This is a genomic window from Anaerosacchariphilus hominis (genome assembly GCF_014290175.1).
GTDB lineage: Bacteria > Bacillota > Clostridia > Lachnospirales > Lachnospiraceae > Laedolimicola > Laedolimicola hominis.
In genome coordinates this window covers 15,044-33,419 of the sequence record NZ_JACOOR010000011.1, presented here as the reverse complement: position 1 = coordinate 33,419, position 18,376 = coordinate 15,044, and the positions used below count along the sequence as shown (strand labels likewise).

Annotated in this window: 19 protein-coding genes; 4 read left to right on the top strand and 15 right to left on the bottom strand. The window is 43.2% G+C overall.

The features are described from left to right. Nucleotides 1-24: 24 nt before the first annotated feature. The 4 genes from tet to H8S44_RS15250 all read right to left on the bottom strand — a co-directional run bounded on the left by tet (nucleotide 25) and on the right by H8S44_RS15250 (nucleotide 4,138). The gene (gene tet / locus H8S44_RS15265; RefSeq protein ID WP_119225074.1) at nucleotides 25-1,944 is read right to left on the bottom strand and encodes a TetM/TetW/TetO/TetS family tetracycline resistance ribosomal protection protein; all 1,920 of its coding nucleotides are present in this window, start codon (nucleotides 1,942-1,944) and stop codon (nucleotides 25-27) included. 345 nt (nucleotides 1,945-2,289) lie between these two features. After that, the gene (locus tag H8S44_RS15260; protein WP_166462290.1) at nucleotides 2,290-2,835 is read right to left on the bottom strand and encodes a GNAT family N-acetyltransferase; all 546 of its coding nucleotides are present in this window, start codon (nucleotides 2,833-2,835) and stop codon (nucleotides 2,290-2,292) included. A 57-nt stretch (nucleotides 2,836-2,892) separates the two neighbouring features. Further along, the gene (locus H8S44_RS15255; RefSeq protein WP_105310309.1) at nucleotides 2,893-3,756 is read right to left on the bottom strand and encodes a GNAT family N-acetyltransferase; all 864 of its coding nucleotides are present in this window, start codon (nucleotides 3,754-3,756) and stop codon (nucleotides 2,893-2,895) included. A gap of 25 nt (nucleotides 3,757-3,781) precedes the next feature. Beyond that, complete coding sequence (locus H8S44_RS15250) at nucleotides 3,782-4,138, bottom strand: nuclear transport factor 2 family protein (RefSeq protein ID WP_074924845.1); 357 nt, start codon at nucleotides 4,136-4,138, stop codon at nucleotides 3,782-3,784. Nucleotides 4,139-4,351: 213 nt separating this feature from the next. Here H8S44_RS15250 and H8S44_RS15245 point away from each other — a divergent pair, with 213 nt between their 5' ends. The 4 genes from H8S44_RS15245 (at nucleotide 4,352) to H8S44_RS15230 (ending at nucleotide 7,604) form a co-directional block, all read left to right on the top strand. Beyond that, nucleotides 4,352-4,708, top strand: coding sequence for a helix-turn-helix transcriptional regulator (locus tag H8S44_RS15245; RefSeq protein WP_158683094.1), 357 nt, complete (start codon nucleotides 4,352-4,354; stop codon nucleotides 4,706-4,708). Between the two features lie 250 nt (nucleotides 4,709-4,958). Next, the gene (locus H8S44_RS15240) at nucleotides 4,959-5,288 is read left to right on the top strand and encodes a plasmid mobilization protein (protein ID WP_105310311.1); all 330 of its coding nucleotides are present in this window, start codon (nucleotides 4,959-4,961) and stop codon (nucleotides 5,286-5,288) included. Then, entirely contained in the window at nucleotides 5,249-6,592 is a 1,344-nt protein-coding gene (locus H8S44_RS15235) for a relaxase/mobilization nuclease domain-containing protein (protein WP_105310312.1), read from the top strand. The genes H8S44_RS15240 and H8S44_RS15235 overlap by 40 nt, the downstream gene beginning before the upstream one ends. Nucleotides 6,593-6,710: 118 nt before the next feature. Further along, complete coding sequence (locus H8S44_RS15230) at nucleotides 6,711-7,604, top strand: BRO-N domain-containing protein (RefSeq protein ID WP_105310313.1); 894 nt, start codon at nucleotides 6,711-6,713, stop codon at nucleotides 7,602-7,604. Between the two features lie 562 nt (nucleotides 7,605-8,166). Here the strand turns inward: H8S44_RS15230 and H8S44_RS16515 are convergent. From H8S44_RS16515 to H8S44_RS15165, 11 genes are all read right to left on the bottom strand, one after another. Then, the gene (locus H8S44_RS16515) at nucleotides 8,167-9,984 is read right to left on the bottom strand and encodes an antirestriction protein ArdA (RefSeq protein ID WP_243167630.1); all 1,818 of its coding nucleotides are present in this window, start codon (nucleotides 9,982-9,984) and stop codon (nucleotides 8,167-8,169) included. 14 nt (nucleotides 9,985-9,998) lie between these two features. Continuing rightward, the gene (locus H8S44_RS15210) at nucleotides 9,999-10,709 is read right to left on the bottom strand and encodes an antirestriction protein ArdA (protein WP_105310315.1); all 711 of its coding nucleotides are present in this window, start codon (nucleotides 10,707-10,709) and stop codon (nucleotides 9,999-10,001) included. Then, complete coding sequence (locus H8S44_RS15205; protein ID WP_186871530.1) at nucleotides 10,709-11,362, bottom strand: topoisomerase C-terminal repeat-containing protein; 654 nt, start codon at nucleotides 11,360-11,362, stop codon at nucleotides 10,709-10,711. The genes H8S44_RS15210 and H8S44_RS15205 overlap by 1 nt, the downstream gene beginning before the upstream one ends. Before the next feature lie 65 nt (nucleotides 11,363-11,427). Next, nucleotides 11,428-11,625, bottom strand: coding sequence for a hypothetical protein (locus H8S44_RS15200; protein ID WP_005335835.1), 198 nt, complete (start codon nucleotides 11,623-11,625; stop codon nucleotides 11,428-11,430). Nucleotides 11,626-11,873: 248 nt separating this feature from the next. Next, a complete protein-coding gene (locus H8S44_RS15195; RefSeq protein ID WP_117553180.1) occupies nucleotides 11,874-13,250 on the bottom strand; it encodes a virulence-associated E family protein in 1,377 nt (458 codons plus the stop codon). Beyond that, nucleotides 13,162-13,800 (bottom strand): CHC2 zinc finger domain-containing protein, encoded by a 639-nt coding sequence (locus tag H8S44_RS15190; RefSeq protein WP_117553179.1) that lies wholly within the window; start codon nucleotides 13,798-13,800, stop codon nucleotides 13,162-13,164. Before H8S44_RS15190 ends, H8S44_RS15195 begins: the two co-directional genes overlap by 89 nt. A gap of 197 nt (nucleotides 13,801-13,997) precedes the next feature. After that, nucleotides 13,998-14,468, bottom strand: coding sequence for a hypothetical protein (locus tag H8S44_RS15185; protein ID WP_022616344.1), 471 nt, complete (start codon nucleotides 14,466-14,468; stop codon nucleotides 13,998-14,000). A gap of 338 nt (nucleotides 14,469-14,806) precedes the next feature. After that, nucleotides 14,807-15,316, bottom strand: coding sequence for a DUF5104 domain-containing protein (locus H8S44_RS15180; protein ID WP_024720781.1), 510 nt, complete (start codon nucleotides 15,314-15,316; stop codon nucleotides 14,807-14,809). 167 nt (nucleotides 15,317-15,483) lie between these two features. After that, entirely contained in the window at nucleotides 15,484-17,019 is a 1,536-nt protein-coding gene (locus H8S44_RS15175; RefSeq protein WP_181968097.1) for a serine/arginine repetitive matrix protein 2, read from the bottom strand. 181 nt (nucleotides 17,020-17,200) lie between these two features. Further along, nucleotides 17,201-17,584 (bottom strand): hypothetical protein, encoded by a 384-nt coding sequence (locus H8S44_RS15170; protein WP_003021642.1) that lies wholly within the window; start codon nucleotides 17,582-17,584, stop codon nucleotides 17,201-17,203. Between the two features lie 61 nt (nucleotides 17,585-17,645). After that, nucleotides 17,646-18,215, bottom strand: a complete 570-nt coding sequence (locus H8S44_RS15165) for a DUF6560 family protein (RefSeq protein WP_118710272.1) — start codon at nucleotides 18,213-18,215, stop codon at nucleotides 17,646-17,648. Nucleotides 18,216-18,376 lie beyond the last annotated feature (161 nt).

Genomic DNA, 18,376 nt, shown 5'->3' with positions numbered 1-18,376 from the left:
TGAACGCTTGCATTGCGCAAGACCTTACATGATCTTCTGAAACATATGACGAACCTTATCCAGCCGGCTATTGGGGCGGCGGGGCTGTACTGCAGGTTCCCCTGAAGTTTCCTGATACCCTTTCAATTCCGTCAGGCAAACACTTCTTCCATTTGTGTAGAAATTCAGATCGCTTTTGTATTCCCCAATCCGTCTTGCCGGTATTTCTCCAGTTAAGATCGCTTCATTATTTTTTATTGAAGTTGTTTCAATTACCGCATCGTATTTCACAGCATCATGATAAGCCCGTGAAAGATATTCCTGCGGTGCAAACAGGGTAAAAGAAAGATAGGGTTCTAAAACCTGTGTTCCTGCTTTTTTTAATGCCAGTTCCAGCACAATGGGCGCAAGAAAGCGGAAATCTGACGGAGTACTGACTGGGCTGTAATAAATTCCGTATTCAAAACAGATCCTGCAATCTGTCACCTCCCATCCATACACTCCCTGCTCCAATCCATACTGAATCCCTTCCATAACTGCGTTTTGAAAACTTTGGTTTAAATAACCAAGTGACACCTTGCTTTCATATTCTGTTCCGCTCCCAGCAGGAAGGGGAGTGACTGCCAGACCAATCGACGCCCAAAAGGGATTTGGCGGCACTTCAATATGAATTGTATAATGCTCCTCTTTTCGTGGTCTTTCCAGATAAATGACCGTAGGCTCTTTTACCTCTGCCTCGATGCAATATTTTTCATTCAATAAAGAACAAACAACTTCTAACTGTACTTTCCCCAAAAAGGAAAGAATGATTTCATGAGTGACAGGATCAATCACAAAGCGCAGAAGCGGATCAGTATCCGCAATCTCTGTAAGGGCATCCAGCAACACTTCCCTTTGCTCTGCTTTGGCTGGCTCTATCGTTGTCCTAAGAAGCGGCAGGGGATTATCCGTCCATGCCTTGCGTGGCAACAGTTTTTCGTCTCCCAGAATATCATTTAACTTTAATGTGTTGTCAGACAAAATAACAATCTCCCCGGAATCAGCAGTATCTGTCTGGACAATTTCTCCCTTAAATGGAATTGACATCTCTGTAATCTTAATCTTTTCCTTTTTTTGCAAAAAAATCGTTTCCCGTAAGCAAAGCGTACCACTATACAGCCTTACATAGCACCGTCGTTTTTTCTGCTCGGTATATTCAATTTTAAAAACGTACCCGCACAGTTCCGATTGACAGTTATCCGTTTTCGATGAAAAAATATCTGTGATTACATCAAGCAATTCTTTTGTCCCGATATTCTCTTTTGCGCTTCCATGATATACCGGAAAAAAAGTTCCCTGCTGTACCCTTCGCTTTATTTCTTCCTGAAGTTCCCGCAATGTCAAAGGCGCTCCTGAAAGATATTTTTCTAAAAGATCATCATTCCCGGCAATCACAGCATCCCACTTTTCAAAATCCGCAACGTCGGAAAGTGTTAGTTCTGAAAATAAATGAACTTCCTGCATAACCATCATATCTTCTGTCAATTTTTCTCTGATATTTTGATAAGTCTGTGCAGGAACAAAGCCTTCCTGATCGATTTTATTGATAAAAATAATGGTTGGTATCTTCATCTTCCTCAGCGCATGGAACAGCACTCTGGTCTGTGCCTGTACGCCATCTTTTGCAGACACTACTAAAATCGCTCCGTCCAGAACTGATAAAGAACGGTACACTTCTGTCAAAAAATCCATGTGTCCCGGTGTATCTACAAGATTCACTTTGTACTCTTTCCAGTGAAAAGACGTAACGGCAGCCTGAATGGTAATTCCCCTTTGACGTTCCAAAGCCATAGAATCCGTTCTTGTTGTGCCTTTATCTACACTGCCCGGTTCTATGATTGCCCCGCTTGTATACAGCAGGCTTTCTGTCAGTGTTGTTTTTCCTGCATCAACGTGTGCAAGAATGCCAATATTGATTATTTTCATGTGTCATCCTCCATTCACAGCCAAAAAAAGGCATAAAAATCCCCAGCAGCAAAATACTCTTACCGCTGGGGATTTAATCTTTGGACATACACATAAAAGACATACGCCAACAGACGCTTGTCACTTGTCTTGCTATGTCAATATATAAGGCAAAAGTATTCTTAAATAGGCACAAAAAACCAAGCCCTTGTTCCAAAGGACATCCCAAAGTTTTTTGTTCCCACTATTTGGTTATAGTTTTATTTAAGAATACCCTGCCGCATATTTTTTAACTCCTTTTTGGAAATATCATGATTATAACACATCCGCACCCGAAAAGCAAGCATGAAATAAATCTTTCAATCATCACAATTCTAATCTCATAGAAATGACCTCCTGAAATCCGGCTATGCGGGAGCAAAATCCTTTGGGATTTCTTCCAAACTCGACAAATCCAGCCTGTTCATACATAGAAACGGCTCTTTCGTTTTCAGCAACCACATTAAGTTCAAGCTGGCTATAGCCCGCTGCTTTAGCACATTCGATACATGAAGCCAGCAAAGCCTTACCAATTCCAAGCCCCCAATATTTTTTCGCAACGCTGATGCCAAATTCTGCCCGATGCCGTACCTTATACTTTGTACCGATTGCCTCGATTCCTGCTGTTCCTGTAATGACACCGTCAACTATGGCAATCAGTTCAATCTCCCTTTCACTCTCAGCCTTTTCTTTCAGGAACTGGCTTTCCTGTTCGGCATTAAAACTGTTTTCATCTGGATATGTAAGCAAATAATCGGTTTCGCTATGTGTCAGATTGAAATTATCCAATACAAGCTGACCATCACTTTCTGTTCCATTCCTCAAACAACATTCCACACCATTACTTAACATTATTGTTTTATTATATCTCATGCCTGCCCCTTCACTGACAACCGCCCTTAAAGTCAGCTTCTTCATCTATGCAATATCCTAAACAGAAAAATATTTTCTCATTTCATATTGTTTAACAAATACACGAAACTTCATTTTCTTCAAAAATATGTTTAATGCCTGATCTCGCTCATCCACGTTTATTACTTTCATCTCTAAACTCTTTGTTTGTTTCGATAAATCCAACAAAATCTCTGTGGCAACTCCCATTCTGCGATATTGAGGATGTACCGCTAACTGCACAATATCTCCTTTTATTTTGTCCACAATACCATAGCCGATCAGGTTTCCGTCAAATTTAACAATCGTATAAGAAAAGGATCTGGCGATTGCGCATACAGCATCTTTTGCGTTTTGCCATGAAGGTGGATACGTCCAAAAATCCTTGACTATTGTCCATTGAGCTTCTTGTATTTTTTCTGGATGTTCCAGTTTCCACGCTTTATATATGCCTGGTTCTTTTATCCCACCTGTCAGTTGGTAACAATTCAATACTCTGTCAACTTGAAATCCCTGCTTTTTATATAAAGTAAGCGCCTTCTCATTATCCTGAATCACTTCCAGCTGATACACTCTGATTTTATTTTTTATACATATAGCACTGACCAGATTCAATAATTCCCCCATGATTCCTGTTCTGCGAAAATCAGGGATAACTCCTGTTCCGAGGTCATAGACTGTTTTTTCATTATCCCACTCTCTCACTCCATTCAAGATAAAAGCGACAAGCGTTTTATCTACAAAGGCTCCAACTGAAACCGCAGGCATAAATCCATTTCTTTTCAACATTGTCTCAAAGGATTTAAAAGACATATCAACTGAAACCTGATAATCAGAAAATGCCTGTGTAAACGCTTCGTATATACAAATGGAATCTATGTTTTCCAATGTCCGGTATTCCATATTTTCTCCTACTAAAATGTCATATTTACTCTATTGGAAGATTGTGCTGTTTCAAAAATGAGAGTTTATCCCAATAGCCTCGTTGGAATAAAATCTTTCCGTTCACCACCTGAAAAAAGCCACATCCCCGTAACCCCAATGGATCACGCCATTCAAGGATTGCCCATTGCCCATCCTCAAAAATATTTTCTACGATAGCTGTCATATCCGCTGTTGAAAATTCGGCTGTAAACATGGTACGGATTGCTTCAATGCCTACTACTGGCTCATTCGCTACTTGGTGATTTGTCGCATTTTCATGATAAAGAGCTGTAATTGCTTCCACATCATGGTTATTGAATGCATCTACCCATAACTGAACAACTTCTTTCGGTCTTAACATGGTAGTAATCCTCTCCTTGTAATTTCATAATTTTTCTTGTTTGTGCTATTGTATTTGATAAGCAAATGGTTTTTTCTTGCCATTCATATGATTATACCTTGTCATGTCAAGAATATCAAGCCGAAATCATGAATTATTTTGGCTTATGTTGGGAATTGTGTAGACATATTCAATGAGAAAAAGGAACTGTAAAATGTAATCGGGTGAATGAATATGGCAAAAAGACCTGTAGAAAAAATCGACTTTGGCCCCTATGGGTCAGCAATTAAGGCGGCGAGGACAGGACAGAAGGAGTCTCGTAACAAAGTAGGTGATGAGATGTATCTTTCTCCCCGCTATCTCGCCAATATTGAGAATAAGGGACAACATCCGAGCCTCCAAATCTTTTTTGAGCTCATGTCCCGCTATCATATCTCCGTGGATCAATTTCTTTTTGGGGATACGACATATGGGAAAACTACGTTGCGCCGACAGCTTGACGCTCTGGCAGATGAATTGACCGATCGGGAAATCGGAATTATCATTGCCACCGTACAAGCCGTGTTGGATGCCAGAGAAAAAGGGGAGTAACCATGCTCCTGACACAACTGGACAGAGAATGAGAAACGCTATGAACGAATGAAGTTTGTAGCGCTTTTTCTTTGCATTTTCGGTAGCCAAACGGAGGTTTTCGGGATTACCTAAGTACGAAGAACTAAAGAACAGCAAGCACAGCAAACGAGTACCCGTTTGCGATTTTTCTAATTTTCAGGTCCTTTGCCCGAAAATGAAAAATGCTTGTTGGGATAATCCCAAACCCTTAGAAGAACGGAGGAAACCGATGGCGAACCGAAAGAGAAATATTCAGATGAAGTTTTGGGTGACAGCCGAGGAAAAAGGGCTGATAGATGAAAAGATGAAACTGCTCCCCACACAACGGTATGGGGCTTATCTGCGGAAGATGGCGATTGACGGATATATCATCTACACTGACACCACGGACATAAAGGAGATGAATAAAATCCTGTCAGCCATCAGCAGGAACATCAACCAGATCGCAAAGCGGCTCAATGCGGGAGGTTCCGCCTATGCGGCGGACATTCAGGAGATCAGGGAAAGGCAGGATGAGATATGGCAGTTACAAAGACACATCCTATCAAAACAACGCTGAATAAGGCCATAGCCTATATCTGCAATCCTGGGAAAACGGATGAAACCCTCCTGGTGTCCTCCTTTGGGTGTTCCGCAGAAACCGCCGACATAGAATTTTCCTGGACACGCCGCCATGCCATAGACAAGGGCACCAACCTGGGTCGCCACCTGATACAGGCATTTTCTCCTGGGGAGGTCACGCCGAAACAGGCCCATGAAATCGGCATGAAGCTGGCAAATGAAGTGTTGGGCGGCAAGTATGAATTTGTCCTCACGACCCACATAGACAAGGGGCATATTCATAATCACATCATTTTTAACTCTGTCAGTTTTGTGGATTATCGGAAGTACCACTCCAACAAGCAGAGCTATCATTTCATCCGCCGCACCAGCGACCGGCTATGCAAGGAATATGGTCTGTCCGTGATCGTGCCGGGACAGGACAAAGGGAAGCGCTACATTGAACATACCACAGAGAAAGCGGGAACCAGCTATAAGGCGAAATTGAAAACAGTCATTGACCGGCTCATTCCCCAGGTATCTGATTTTGAGGAACTGCTGAAAAGGCTGGAGGCAGAGGGATACGAGATCAAGCGGGGTAAGTACATTTCCTGCAAAGCCACGGGACAGGAACGGTTTACCCGTCTGAAAACCCTGGGCGTAGATTACACGGAGGAAGCCGTTTCCTCCAGGATTGCCGGAGGCCTCCGCCCATCCAAGCAGCCGAAGTTAGGCAGTCAGAAGATCAGCCTGCTCATTGATATACAGAACAATCTCAAAGCCCAGGAAAGTGGTGGCTTTGCACATTGGGCGAAGATCAACAATCTAAAGGAGGCAGCCCGTACATTCAATTTCCTCACGGAACACGGCATTACCCACTATGAGCAGTTACAGGGTAAGGTTGATGAAGTGATGACGGAACAGGACCGGCTCCTGTCCTCCATCAAGGCAAAGGAACAACGGATAGGCGAGATCGGCCTGCTGATAAAGCACGTTTCCGCCTACCGGGAACACAGGCCAGTCTATGAGCAGTACAGGAAATCTTCCGACAAGGAAAAATTTCTGAGAGGACAGGAAAGCCAGATCATCCTCTTTGAGAGTGCTGCCAAAGCCCTCAAACAGATGGGCGTTCAAAAGTTGCCAGATATTACTGCCTTGAAAAAAGAGATGGACTCCCTCACCGCAGAGAAACAGCAGGAGTATGGAACTTATCAGAAAATCAAAGTTCAGGTAAAGGAACTGGATACCATCAAGCGGAATGTGGACCAGTTCTTATCTGCACCACAAAAGGAAGAACGGGAGAAGAACAAGGAACGAGGGTAAGCGTTCATTGAAACACAAAAGCATACATGATATAATTTACAAAAGTAATTTTTTCAGGTGGGGTACAAATTGTACCCTACCTGAAATGGAATAGACATTAAAACGGGAGGGCAAAATAATGAGCGAAAAAAATAATTCAATCCAAATGTTTGAAGATAGACAAATCCGCACTGCCTGGAATGCCGAGCAGGAGGAATGGTATTTCTCTGTTACCGATGTTATCGCTGTCTTGACCGATAGTGCAGACCCAAAACAATACATCAAAAAAATGCGTTCCCGTGACTCTGAGCTTGACGCAAGGTGGGGTACAATTTGTACCCTAACTTCAATGGTAGCAAGTGATGGAAAGAAATATCGGACAAATGCCGCAACAATGGAGGGGATTTTCCGTATCATCCAGTCTGTTACTTCTCCCAAGGTTGAACCGCTGAAAGCATGGCTTGCGAAAGTCGGCAGCGAGCGTATCGAGGAAACCATTGACCCGGAGAAGGCCATTGACCGCGCTTTTGCTACATATCTGAAAAAGGGATATGATGAAGACTGGATCAATCAAAGACTCCTGACTATCCGTGTCCGCAAAGAGCTTACAGACGAATGGCAGAAGCGTGGCGTACAGGAGGGAAAAGAATTTGCCATCCTGACGGATGAGATTACCAAAGCCTGGGCGGGTATGTCTACCCGTCAATATAAAGCCTTGAAAGGTTTGAAAAAAGAAAATCTCCGTGATAACATGAGCACCACAGAGCTTGTCTTAAATATGCTTGCGGAAACTTCCACAAAAGATATTTCTGCCGCTGTTCATCCTGCGGGATTTGAAGAAAGCCGCAGAGTTGCCCGCAGAGGCGGTGAAGTAGCCGGAATTGCGAGAAAGGCCCTGGAAGAACAGACAGGTGCCCTGGTTGTTACCAGCATGAAGGCCGCAGATTTCCATAACCTCCTTACTTCTATCATAGAGGCTGCCCCTGCTCTGATTGAGGAAGAAGATGGTGAGGATACCGATAATAACGAATAATTCTGCACCGTGGAAATGTGCATAACAGACCATTACACCGATGGAAAACGCATTCACAGTACATGGAAAAGCCGGGGCTTTCCCACATCCTGCAAACGCCGTTTCCCACAGTTCCATGATACAGCCAGTTATACACATTCCCACAGCGCCTACGACTGCGAACATCCATCCATTCTTTCCTACCTGGATAAAAGAGAATAAGAGCATAAAAAATGGGGAGTACAGCTACCACCACACAAGCGGTAACTGTACTCCATTTTTGTGTCTGGAAAAGTGGCGAAAATCGACACTTTTTCCTATCATTTTGCCCCGTAGGGAGGCAGAGGACAAATCCTATTGCCTATGTATTTTGAGCCTTGCAGAGCTGATAAAATCCTCTGTTTTCAACCTTTTTCCCGCCTCTTTTTTGCCCTATCTGTCTGGTAGAGAGGACAGGCAACAATTCCAGCCCGGAAACTCTGCTTGCAGCTATGGATACATTTTCTGCAGATCTTGTTGTACTGCCGCCTGCCGTTCTCCCCAAGAAAGAAGCTCCATTCCTGTTTCCACTTTTTACTTCGGCTCATAGTTCCGGCTCATCCTTTCCGGGCTTGCCGAGCTCCGGGGGCTTTCGCTCGGCACATTCCTTTTTGGCCTGAGAGAGCTGCCCCAGGACAGAGGGCTTATCCATTCCCGGCTCCTTATCCTTTGACCGTTCTCCGTTGTTAATGATACCGTCAATCATACCGTAATCGTCCTCCACCTGAACCTCTGCATTTTTCAGATGGTTCTTTGGGTCTGTCAGCATAAGCAGAAAATTCTCCCGATCATCCACGGTTAGATCAGGGAGGGCTCTCACCAGATCAATTACTGCCTCCTGCACAAGTGGACTTTCTTTGAAGTGTTCCACCAGGCACAAGTTGTCCAAGTCAATCCGGTTTCCCCGTACCAGAGGATACTCCATACCGCTGTATATGCTGCCATCCTCCAGGGTGAAGCCGATACCTTTTATGCCGTGAAGCCGATTTGCCGGGATTGCCTGGTATGCGGCGACCGCCTCCTGCAGGGTCAGGTTGTTATGGTATTCTCCTAAAGAGGGAAACTCCATACACTCCGCTGTATAAAAGGTGATCTGCCCCATATCCGGCTCTGCCTTTTCTGGCTGCTGTTCCAAAAACTCCGGAACTTCCTTGTATCCAAAACGGTCACAGAAATGGGCGGTCTCTTTCCCATATTCCTGCAAGACTACCACGTCCGACACAGAAAGACTATGTCCCCGGAAGTTATCCGGGCGGTGGATATTGAGATCGGTATAAATGCTTTCCAGGTTCTCTCTAGGGGTGAACGGGGCAGCGTAGACCGCCTCATAGTTCGCCCGGTCAATAGAAAGCCCGGCAGCCTCCAGATACTCGCTGCCCTCAAAGTGGTATGGGTGAAGTTCCTCTACCTCTTTTAGCTGATATACGGTGTAGGTGTTGATACCATATTCCTTTTCATAATCGGTGAGCCGTCCGATCAGCGGAGAGGTTTCTTCTCTAAGGTCCATTTCCCGGCTCATATTGAGAAGTCCGGTTTTGATAAGGGAAGTGTTCCCGTCAAGGAGGGCGTCAGCGATCGCCTCCCTCTGTACCTGCTCTTTTGGAAATGCCTGTTCATAATTGGCACTGTATCCCCGGAAATGTAAATCCAGATCGAGGGCAAGTTCCGTTGATACATCCAGGCGGTCAAGGTCAGGTTCCAGTTCTTCCACTTCCTCCGGGGAGACCATCACGCGGTATTCCTCCGGGATATTCTCACGGTCTCCGTCATAATATTCCTCAAAGCGGCTCTGATTGTCATACACATAACCGTAATCGGTGAAAGCTCCCGTGTCTCCCAGGGCAATATCACGCCCGTATGCCTCATAGTCGATATAGTTCTGCAGGTACTCCGGCACCTGCATGGTTCCCAGCTCGTCAATGTAATACCGGCCCAGATCGTCGTAGTCGTCAATGCCGGGGTACACATCATATTTATCCAGATTGTCAGTCAGGTTGATAAGGTCTTTTAAGCTGCCGGTGTAGTCGCTGATCTCCATAGCTGCCTGGAAGTGTTCATATTCCGACTCGCCCAGTTCCTCCAGTTTGGAAGCCAGGTAGTTGAGTTCGTCTAGGTTCTCGTATTCCCCTAAGAGGTTATAGAGTCCATCTACATAACAGTCATAGTCCGTGATGAACCATTCCTCATAGGGATTGCCGAAATCATCCGCAGAGCCAATACCGATACGCTCAAATACTTCCTGCAGCTTTTCCGGGGTAGTAGGGAACTTTACCCATTCCCCCACAAGCTCGCCCTCATTGTATTTTCCCAAGTTGGTGATAAATGCTGCAAACGGAAATTCGCTGTCATGGCTGTATCCCATATAATTGCACCTCCTTACAGTTCCGGCCCGTGTTTGTCTGCTTTTGGCGGCAGCACCTCACGGGCGGCACATTCTTTCTTTGCCTGTTTCAAAAAATCCTTGACGGAGGGTTTGACCTCCTTGTCCTGTTTCACCGTAGGTTTTTCCCGCTCCCATTCATCCCCGGATAAGAGGACATACCCCTTATCCGTGAAATATCCGTTGTCCTGTTCCCGGACTTTGCGACCGAAAGCCTCCGGGTCAATGCCGGCTTTCCACACCTCCGGCATTTCTACCATGCCGCTCTCATAGAGCTGGTAGCGTCCCAGAGCCTCATCACTGTTCATCCCCGGAATGAGGATGAAATAATCAAAGTTGTGGGGATACTCTTTGAACTGCTCAAAGTCCGTCAGCCGCAGGGGTGTTTCCTGGACGGCCATCAGCTTGTTAAATTCATGGTCGGGCAGATCGGAAAGTTCCTGTGCCAGCATTGCCAGATCATCCACATGGGCGTACATGGGGAGAGCCAGCCTAAGCCCTGGTACATTCGAGACATAATCATCAAAGAAATACATATCCGGCGTGGCAGAGATCGGCAGTCCAATCTCTGTAAAGGCAGCGGTGATTTCCTCTGCATTTGCCGGGAAATAGAGCCAGGTTCCGGCATTGTCACGTTCTCCGCTGTCATAGGCAGCCGTGTTGGTGATATACGCCTTGAAAATATAATCAGAGGAATTATCCTGCATTAGCGGCCTCCTTTCCCTTTGGTGAACTCGGTCTTAAAGTTGATATACTTCCCGCCTGTATCCTCCATCACGATAACCGCGTCATAGGTGGTATCTTTCTTTTCGGAATAGAGCCCCTTGACTTTGGTTTTCCCTTTAGAGAGCAGATCGGCGGCCATCTTCTTTGTCAGCTCTTTTCTGCGGGAAGTCCAGAAACGGTCATTCTTCCACAGAACAAAGCCGCAGCCCCGGTCTCCGCAGTAAAAATTCTTCTTTCCCTCAAAGACTGGCTGGCCGCAGCGGGGACAGACACCCACAGACTCTTTCTGCGGGGCAAACAGCTTTTGCTTGTCCTCGGAGATATGGGAGTAGCGGGCGATCAGTTCTTTTGCCATGCTTTCAATCCCCTCCATGAATGTTTCCGGGGAAAGTTCTCCCTTTGCCACTAAGGACAGCTTATTCTCCCAGTCAGCGGTGAGTTGGGGCGAGGTCAGGACTTCCGGGAGGACCGTTACCAGATTGATACCGTTCCTGGTAGGGATAAGGTTCTTGCCCTTACGCTCCACAAAACCGGAGGACACCAGCTTTTCAATGATGGAGGCCCTGGTGGCAGGTGTGCCAAGCCCTTTCCGCTCCACATCATCCGGCATATCCTCTGTTCCTGCGTGCTCCATAGCAGACAGCAGGGTATCCTCTGAAAGCTTTTGTCAAGGGGGTGCGTGGATATTTTTTATATTACTTACGCAGATTCTCTCTCTGCTTCTGCCTGAATAATGCGTTTCAATCTGTCCTCAGCAGTCAAACCGCTACTATGGTCAAAAAACACTTTGACTTTATAATTTGTTTTGCCTTGCTTAATCACAAAAACTCCATCCGGTTTGTTTTTCTCCGAATGGTTATTTGGGGTGGGTAGTGTACTGTTCACAATATTTGTCATACGATATTCCTCCTTGAATGAAAAAAGCCCGACAAGGAAAGGTCTGACAACGAAGTTCCGACAACGGACATCAGAAAACCTTTTTTCTTTATCGGGCGATACTATCTTTTTACTATTTCCTTTTTCTTTATAATATTGGTTGTCATGGTTGTCAGAGAGGGAAAAGTGCCGCAATATCAAGGCTTTCGGGATTTTTGCCCGACAACCAGACCGACAACCGGCTCGACAACCGAAGCGACAACGAGCTTTTATTTTTGCTTCAACCATTCTTCCGGAAGCCCTAACTGTTCCATTTCCTCTGTCGGGATTTCTTGAAAACCATCCATGCTGTTGTCAGGCTCGTTGTCGTTCCTGATACGCTCCCAGCCTTTTTGTCTGCGGTAAGGCTCTGGAAAATACCTAGGATTGCTGAACGCCCTCCAGCCTGTGACAGCGTTATTCATAATGTCGTTGATCTCTCGCAGTTCCCATTGTTTCGGTTCGTCATAATCATGCCCCAGTGCTTCCTTATAAAGCTGTTTGGAACAGACCATGCTGCCGGAATAGCGTTCCAAATAGTCTAAAATCTGTCCTGCCTTTGTGTCCTCCGGCATAAAGTCCTTTTGGTGGGCTTTCAGATAAGCGTTCATAGCCGGACTGAATCTCAGACGGAAATTTCCGCTTCTGTAAATCTCCATAGCTTCTGCCCACATCTGATTGATATACTCTCTTGAAGCCTGTTCATCTGCCAAAATATGAACCTCAGCCCTTTCAGGATAGACCATAACCGGAACGAAGCGGCGGTTGCCTGTTCGGTCGAGGGGAAGAAAGTCAAGGGTATTGGAAGAACCTCCAAACACACATTGTCGTTTTCTGTCTGCCGGATGTGTTTCATAGGGTATCTTATAGGTTTCCTTTTGGCGGCTCAGAAAGGACTTGATTTCTTCAATGCTCTTAGCGTTGGCGGTTGCAATCATTTCCGACATTTCAATAATCCAATGCCCCTGCATTTTGCGGTACACATTTTCATCATCCAGCTTCTTCAAGTCATCAGAGAACCAATCATCATTGACCGCAAGCAAACGGAAGAAAGAGGACTTTCCGGCTCCCTGACCGCCTACAAGACAGAGCATTACCTCAAATTTGCACCCCGGCTTAAAGGCTCGTGAGATAGCACCCAACAGAAACAACTTCAATGCTTCATAGGTGTAATCATCTGTATCAGAACCGAGAAAGCGGTGCAGACAGAAGCGTATGCGTTCCGTTCCGTCCCAGTGTAGGGCATTGAGAAAATCGCAGACAGGGTGGTAACGGTTTTCGTTGGCAATAACCGCAACTGCGTCTATGATTTTCTTTTCTACGGTCAATCCATAGTTTTCTTCAAAATATAGGAGCAGATATTTCACATCCACATCCGTCAATGTCGGGCTGTCACGATACCAACCGAGGGGCTTCACAATGTCGATTCTTTCGGTCAGAAGATTTTTTCGGATAGCTCCTTTCAAAAGTGGGTCATATTGCAGAACACGCTTATAATTTGCGGCAGTATTATAAACCTTACCTTTCTCGCTCTGCTCTAAGCTGTTTCGGATTTCTTCTACTGTGCATGGTTCTGTCTGCTGACAGTTCTGCAATTCGTTGTTCAAGTTTCAACACCTCCTTTCTCTGTTCTGCCACAAGTGCTTTTCGTTCCTCCAATGAACCATACAGAAGAATATCAAGCAGATATTCGATATAGTTCTTCTTATACAGTGCTTCTGCAAACAGAGGATTCCATTCCTCATCCGGCTGTTTAGGAGCGTATTTCTTTTCCCATTCTCTAAGAAGATGAAAATAATCCGTCAGCACCTTGTAGCAATGATTTTCTTCTTTTTGATATTTCTGCTCCGGTGTCGGCTCACGAATACGAGGGCGGACACTGGGCTTTTGTCGGCTGTCATAGTTAAGACCAAAATCTTCAGCAAGTTTGACAGCAGCTTCCCTCAGCCCGATACCGAATAGCTTCGCTGTGAGATCAACAGCGTCTCCGGTTGCTCCGCAGCCAAAACAGTAATAGCGTTCATCCAGCTTCATACTGGGGGACATATCCGAGTGAAACGGACAGCACGCCATACCTGTGCGACCCACTTTCAAGCCATAGGCTTCTGCGGCTTGTCGGGCAGTAACATTTTCTTTTACAATTTCAAATACATTCATGTGACTCCTTTCCTGAAACGAAAAAAGCACCTGTCATTTTCAAAACGAAAATAGCAAGTGCCTTAAAGTTCCATATTTAATTTTAGGTGCAAAAAAGCAGGAGACCTTTTCAGATTTCCTGCTTAGCAAAGCTGTGAAGATTTAATTGTGGTTGGGTTGCCAGTTATACAAACTGGGATTTTTCTTTTTAGAATGAATTATTTATTTTCTACAATAGCACCATATTTCGTATGCGGAAGATATTGTACCTTTAAATAAGTATTTTTATCAACATACCTTGAAAATACTGTGATTTCGATTTCATCATCTTTAACTTTATCATATAGAAAAATACTTCTTCTTTCAGAAGATATATCTGCACCACCATGAGATTGTTCAGTTACATATCCTTCTGCATAACTATACTGTTTGTTTATGATGTAAGGCATATCTAAAACAAAATCTTTCAAATATAAGATTAAAAGAATAGCTACTATAACAAGAATGGTATTAGCCAATCGAAGAAATATTATATCATTTTTTCCAGTATATTCTTTTTTTATCGCTTCTTTATCAAAAAATATCGAATAGATAAGTTTTCTTTTTTTAATTAGATAGATAATGCAAGCAATTAAAGCTATAACAAATAATGAAACTCTTATAAACAATCTAAATATAGCAAAATCCATAATATCATTCCCTTAAACTTCAAGTTTGTTGCTTACATTATACTTCATCAACCTAAAGAATGGAAGATATTTTCTTGCTCCCTAAAGCAAAAGCACCTGTCATTTTCAAAACGAAAACAGCAAGTGCCTTAGAGTTCCATATTCAGTTTTTGGGAAAAAAAGCAGGAGACCTTTTCTGATATGCTCCCTTTATGAGAGACAGTGAAAAAACAAACTGTCATCATGAAGGGAGCATATCATTCGGATCTCTTGCTTAGTAAAGCTGTGAAGATTTAATTGTAGTCAGTTTTTCTTATACCATCCGAAATTTATACTTTAATGTTCTCTCATAACAAAAATCAATTTTGTCCTCCAACAAAAATACCGTTTGGGGGATTATCCCATATAAAATTATCCTCAGCCACTTCGCTCTCTAATGCAATTTCAATTTTATATATCCCCACATTTTGGGCATTTTCATCATCCTCACTATACATATAAAAATTCATACAATACCGTTCCTTCTCTGTCAATATGAGATACATACCATCCAATTCCGTTTTCCTTTTACCATAGTTGCTTTCACTTGATGATGCACAATCGCCCTCAAAACTTTGGATACTGCCCTCAATATAATCGAAAAAAGCAGAGATTTCAGTGTCTAAATTCTCAATGTTCTTTTTGCTTTCTTCGGAAAATAGAGATTTGAGTTTCTCTGAATCCTGTTGCTTACATGCCTCGATAATTTGTTGACACATCTTATCCGTTTCATTTTGTTCAGAGCTAAACCAGTCATTGAAATATTTGTTAGAGCAGCCTGTTAAACCGAGTATAATAATCACACTGAAAAGCAACAGTACTTTCTTCATATAATTACATCCTTTACTTGATAATTGCAAAATCACTTATTGGATTAAGGTCATTACAAAAAATTTCTTACTATCATTATACTTCATCAACCTAAAGAATGGAAGATATTTTCTTGCTTCCTAAAGCAAAAGCACCTGTCATTTTCAAAGTGAAAACAGCAAGTGCTTTAGAGTTCCATATCCTGTTTTTTGCTTTTCGCCGGAAGTGTCCGGCTGACTTCACGCTCTGCCATTTCTTTCTTTTTTCGGCTCAACTGCTCTATAATGGAACTTTTGGCTTTCTTCTTGATTTGCTCCGTTCCGGCTTTTTTGACCTCCGGTTTCATCAGCGTGGTTTGAATTTTCTGAATGGTTGATTTCATAGCGTTTGTGATTCTGGCAATCACGCCATCCAATCGTTTCGTTGCATACTCGATTTCTTTCTTTGAAGCCTTACGCTCAGGGGAGAGAACCCATGCCTTAGACTGCTCCACCAGCTTAATATCCTCCTTGTGCGTTTCCAGTTTCACAGTATCAGCAACGACCTCAACCGCCTTGTCATAGGCAATATCGGCAACCTCGTCCACCAGAGCTTCCACATCCTCAATCTTCATCGTGAGTTCTTCCAGCTTTTGCTCCTGTGCTGCCAGTTGCTCCTTTTGCTTGAAAAGAATATAGTCCTGTTTTTCCAGATATGCACGACCACCATATTCCGGTTCTTCTTCCAGTTGTAAGCCATGCTTTTTCGCCACATCAAACAGCAGCACTCGGCAAGCTGAATCGAAAGTCATCTTGCGGTTATTTTTTCTTCCGACAGGCTTCTCCGGTTCCGGCAGTTCAAACCCCAGTGCTTCCAAAGCCTTTTCCTGTTGTGGGGCAATCTCCCCATATTGATTTTCACAGTCGAACACATGACGCTCGTGAATATGAGGGGTACTTTCATCCAAGTGCAGAGCCCAATTCAGGATATGGACATGAGAACCGAAACGCTCATTTACGATTTCCATAAATTCTGTGACGATCTCAATGAGCAATTCCGGTGGAACATGATTATCAAGCGTTCCAATCTGATAGACCGTTTCCTCTGGACAGGTCTTTTTGCTTTTGAGTAAATCTCCGGTTTCCTTATTTCTTTCAGGGTGTCGGTTCTTCACATTTCTTTCGTTCTGTCCGGTCACAAAATCACGATACCGCTGACGATAAAAAAGCTGTTCCACATCTTCAAAAGTGGCAGACAGCTCATTTTCCTTTTCGGGATTTTTGAAATTGCGGAAGCCATTGTAACAGTCCCAATAGAGATTTTGTTTGGCTCGTTCTTCGTCAATGTGTTCGCTGTTGGCAATGTCAAAACTGCGGTCATTGTGCTTCGGATTATAAACGCCATTCTTTCCGGCTCGTCCATTGTGTCTTGTTAATTTCACATGAGTTCCTCCTTTTCTTTTTGATTTCCCCGACAGGGGAGAAGGGCAGCGAAGCTGATTCCTTGCGGCTTTCTGCGTCAAGTAATACCCAGTACTAAGTGGCGAAACGCCACTTAACTGGGCAAGGCTGCCGCCCTTGACCTGCACAGGGATATTGCATTCCCTGTACCCATGCACAAAGGGTTGCACCCTCCGTACTCCCGCCCGAACAAACTGACTTCGCCCCGTCCCAAGCTCCGTCAGTTCCTTCGGTTTTACAAAACAGTCCACCGGACTATTTTGCAAAAAGAAAAACCGACGCATGATCGCTTTACGCTCAATACATCGGTTTCTTCATCTGACCTTAACGTTCATATTCAGTTGTGGCAGATTACGGATAATCTGCAAATGGATAAACAAAAACGACCAACTATGTAGCTGATCGTCCTTGCGTGGTTGCCTTAAAAAGTAGTTGATAAACACCCTACTCTTGAAAAGCTCGTTGTCATTTACATCTATTATTTTTGAATAGAAAAATTCCTTTATAGATGATAAAAGGAATTGAACCGATTACTCCAGCAAGTGTATAAATCGGGAAAGTAACAAATCCAATTATAATTTTAGGTGCGATAGGAGTTAGCCATTTCTTAACTAAACCACTATAAAAAATCAAACCTGTTGGTATTCCAGCAAAAAGCAATCCAAAAGAAAGAATACTTCTTGTAAATCCTAATGGTTCAGGAACAGACATATTTTGACTTGTCCAAAACGCAATGTACTCAGGGTCACTAAGTTGATTCATTTGATTAAGTGCTACAAAATAACCAAGTACACAACCAATAATTAAAAATAAACATATAAGCAATATTTGTTTCAACTCTTTTTTCATATTTCATCTTCCTTTACGGTCATATTCAGTTGTCTAACATCGTACTGTTATAAAATCTATGTCATTTACGATTTTTCTTATGCTGATTTGCCCAGTAAGATTTTACAGGGATTCTTCTTCTTTTTATGTCCTCCATAAATTCTTCTTTGTCAATATTACTATCAATGGTAAATAATTTTTCTCCATTTACATATACACGCATAGAACCTTTCCTTCTCTCGCAATAGGTAATATCTTCAAAGTGAAAAGTTCTCTTTCTGCCAAAAGTTGAACGCCATGTGATTTCATCTTCATCCACTTCCAGTTTCCACATAATCATATTCAATGAGCCTATAAAAAACACAACAAATGCAATGCCAAATACCAAGGGAGGAAATATATCATCCTGTTGGATAGCACTTGCTACAGTACAACCTCCTGTAAATAAAATTCCAAAAACAAATATAATAGTCAATGTTTTCTCTGTTTTTATTGTATAATGCGTTCTAATTATTCCCTTTTTCTGTTCTTCCTCTCGTTCTTTAGCTCTCTTTTGTTGAAGATTTATAAGATATTTCAAAAGAAGAAGTACAACTAAATAGGGGCCTATTTGTGTAATTATATTCAAACACATTCGTAAAAAATCATTCATTTTTTGCCCTCCATAGTTCCAGCTATATAAAAATGATTGTTTAAATTCGAGTATTTAAAACCTCACTTTTTCATATCTCATTATACTTCATCAACTTAAAGAATGGAAGAAAAAATTTTGTGTACAGAGTTCCTGTTCAAGCCTTGTAACGCACAATTCTG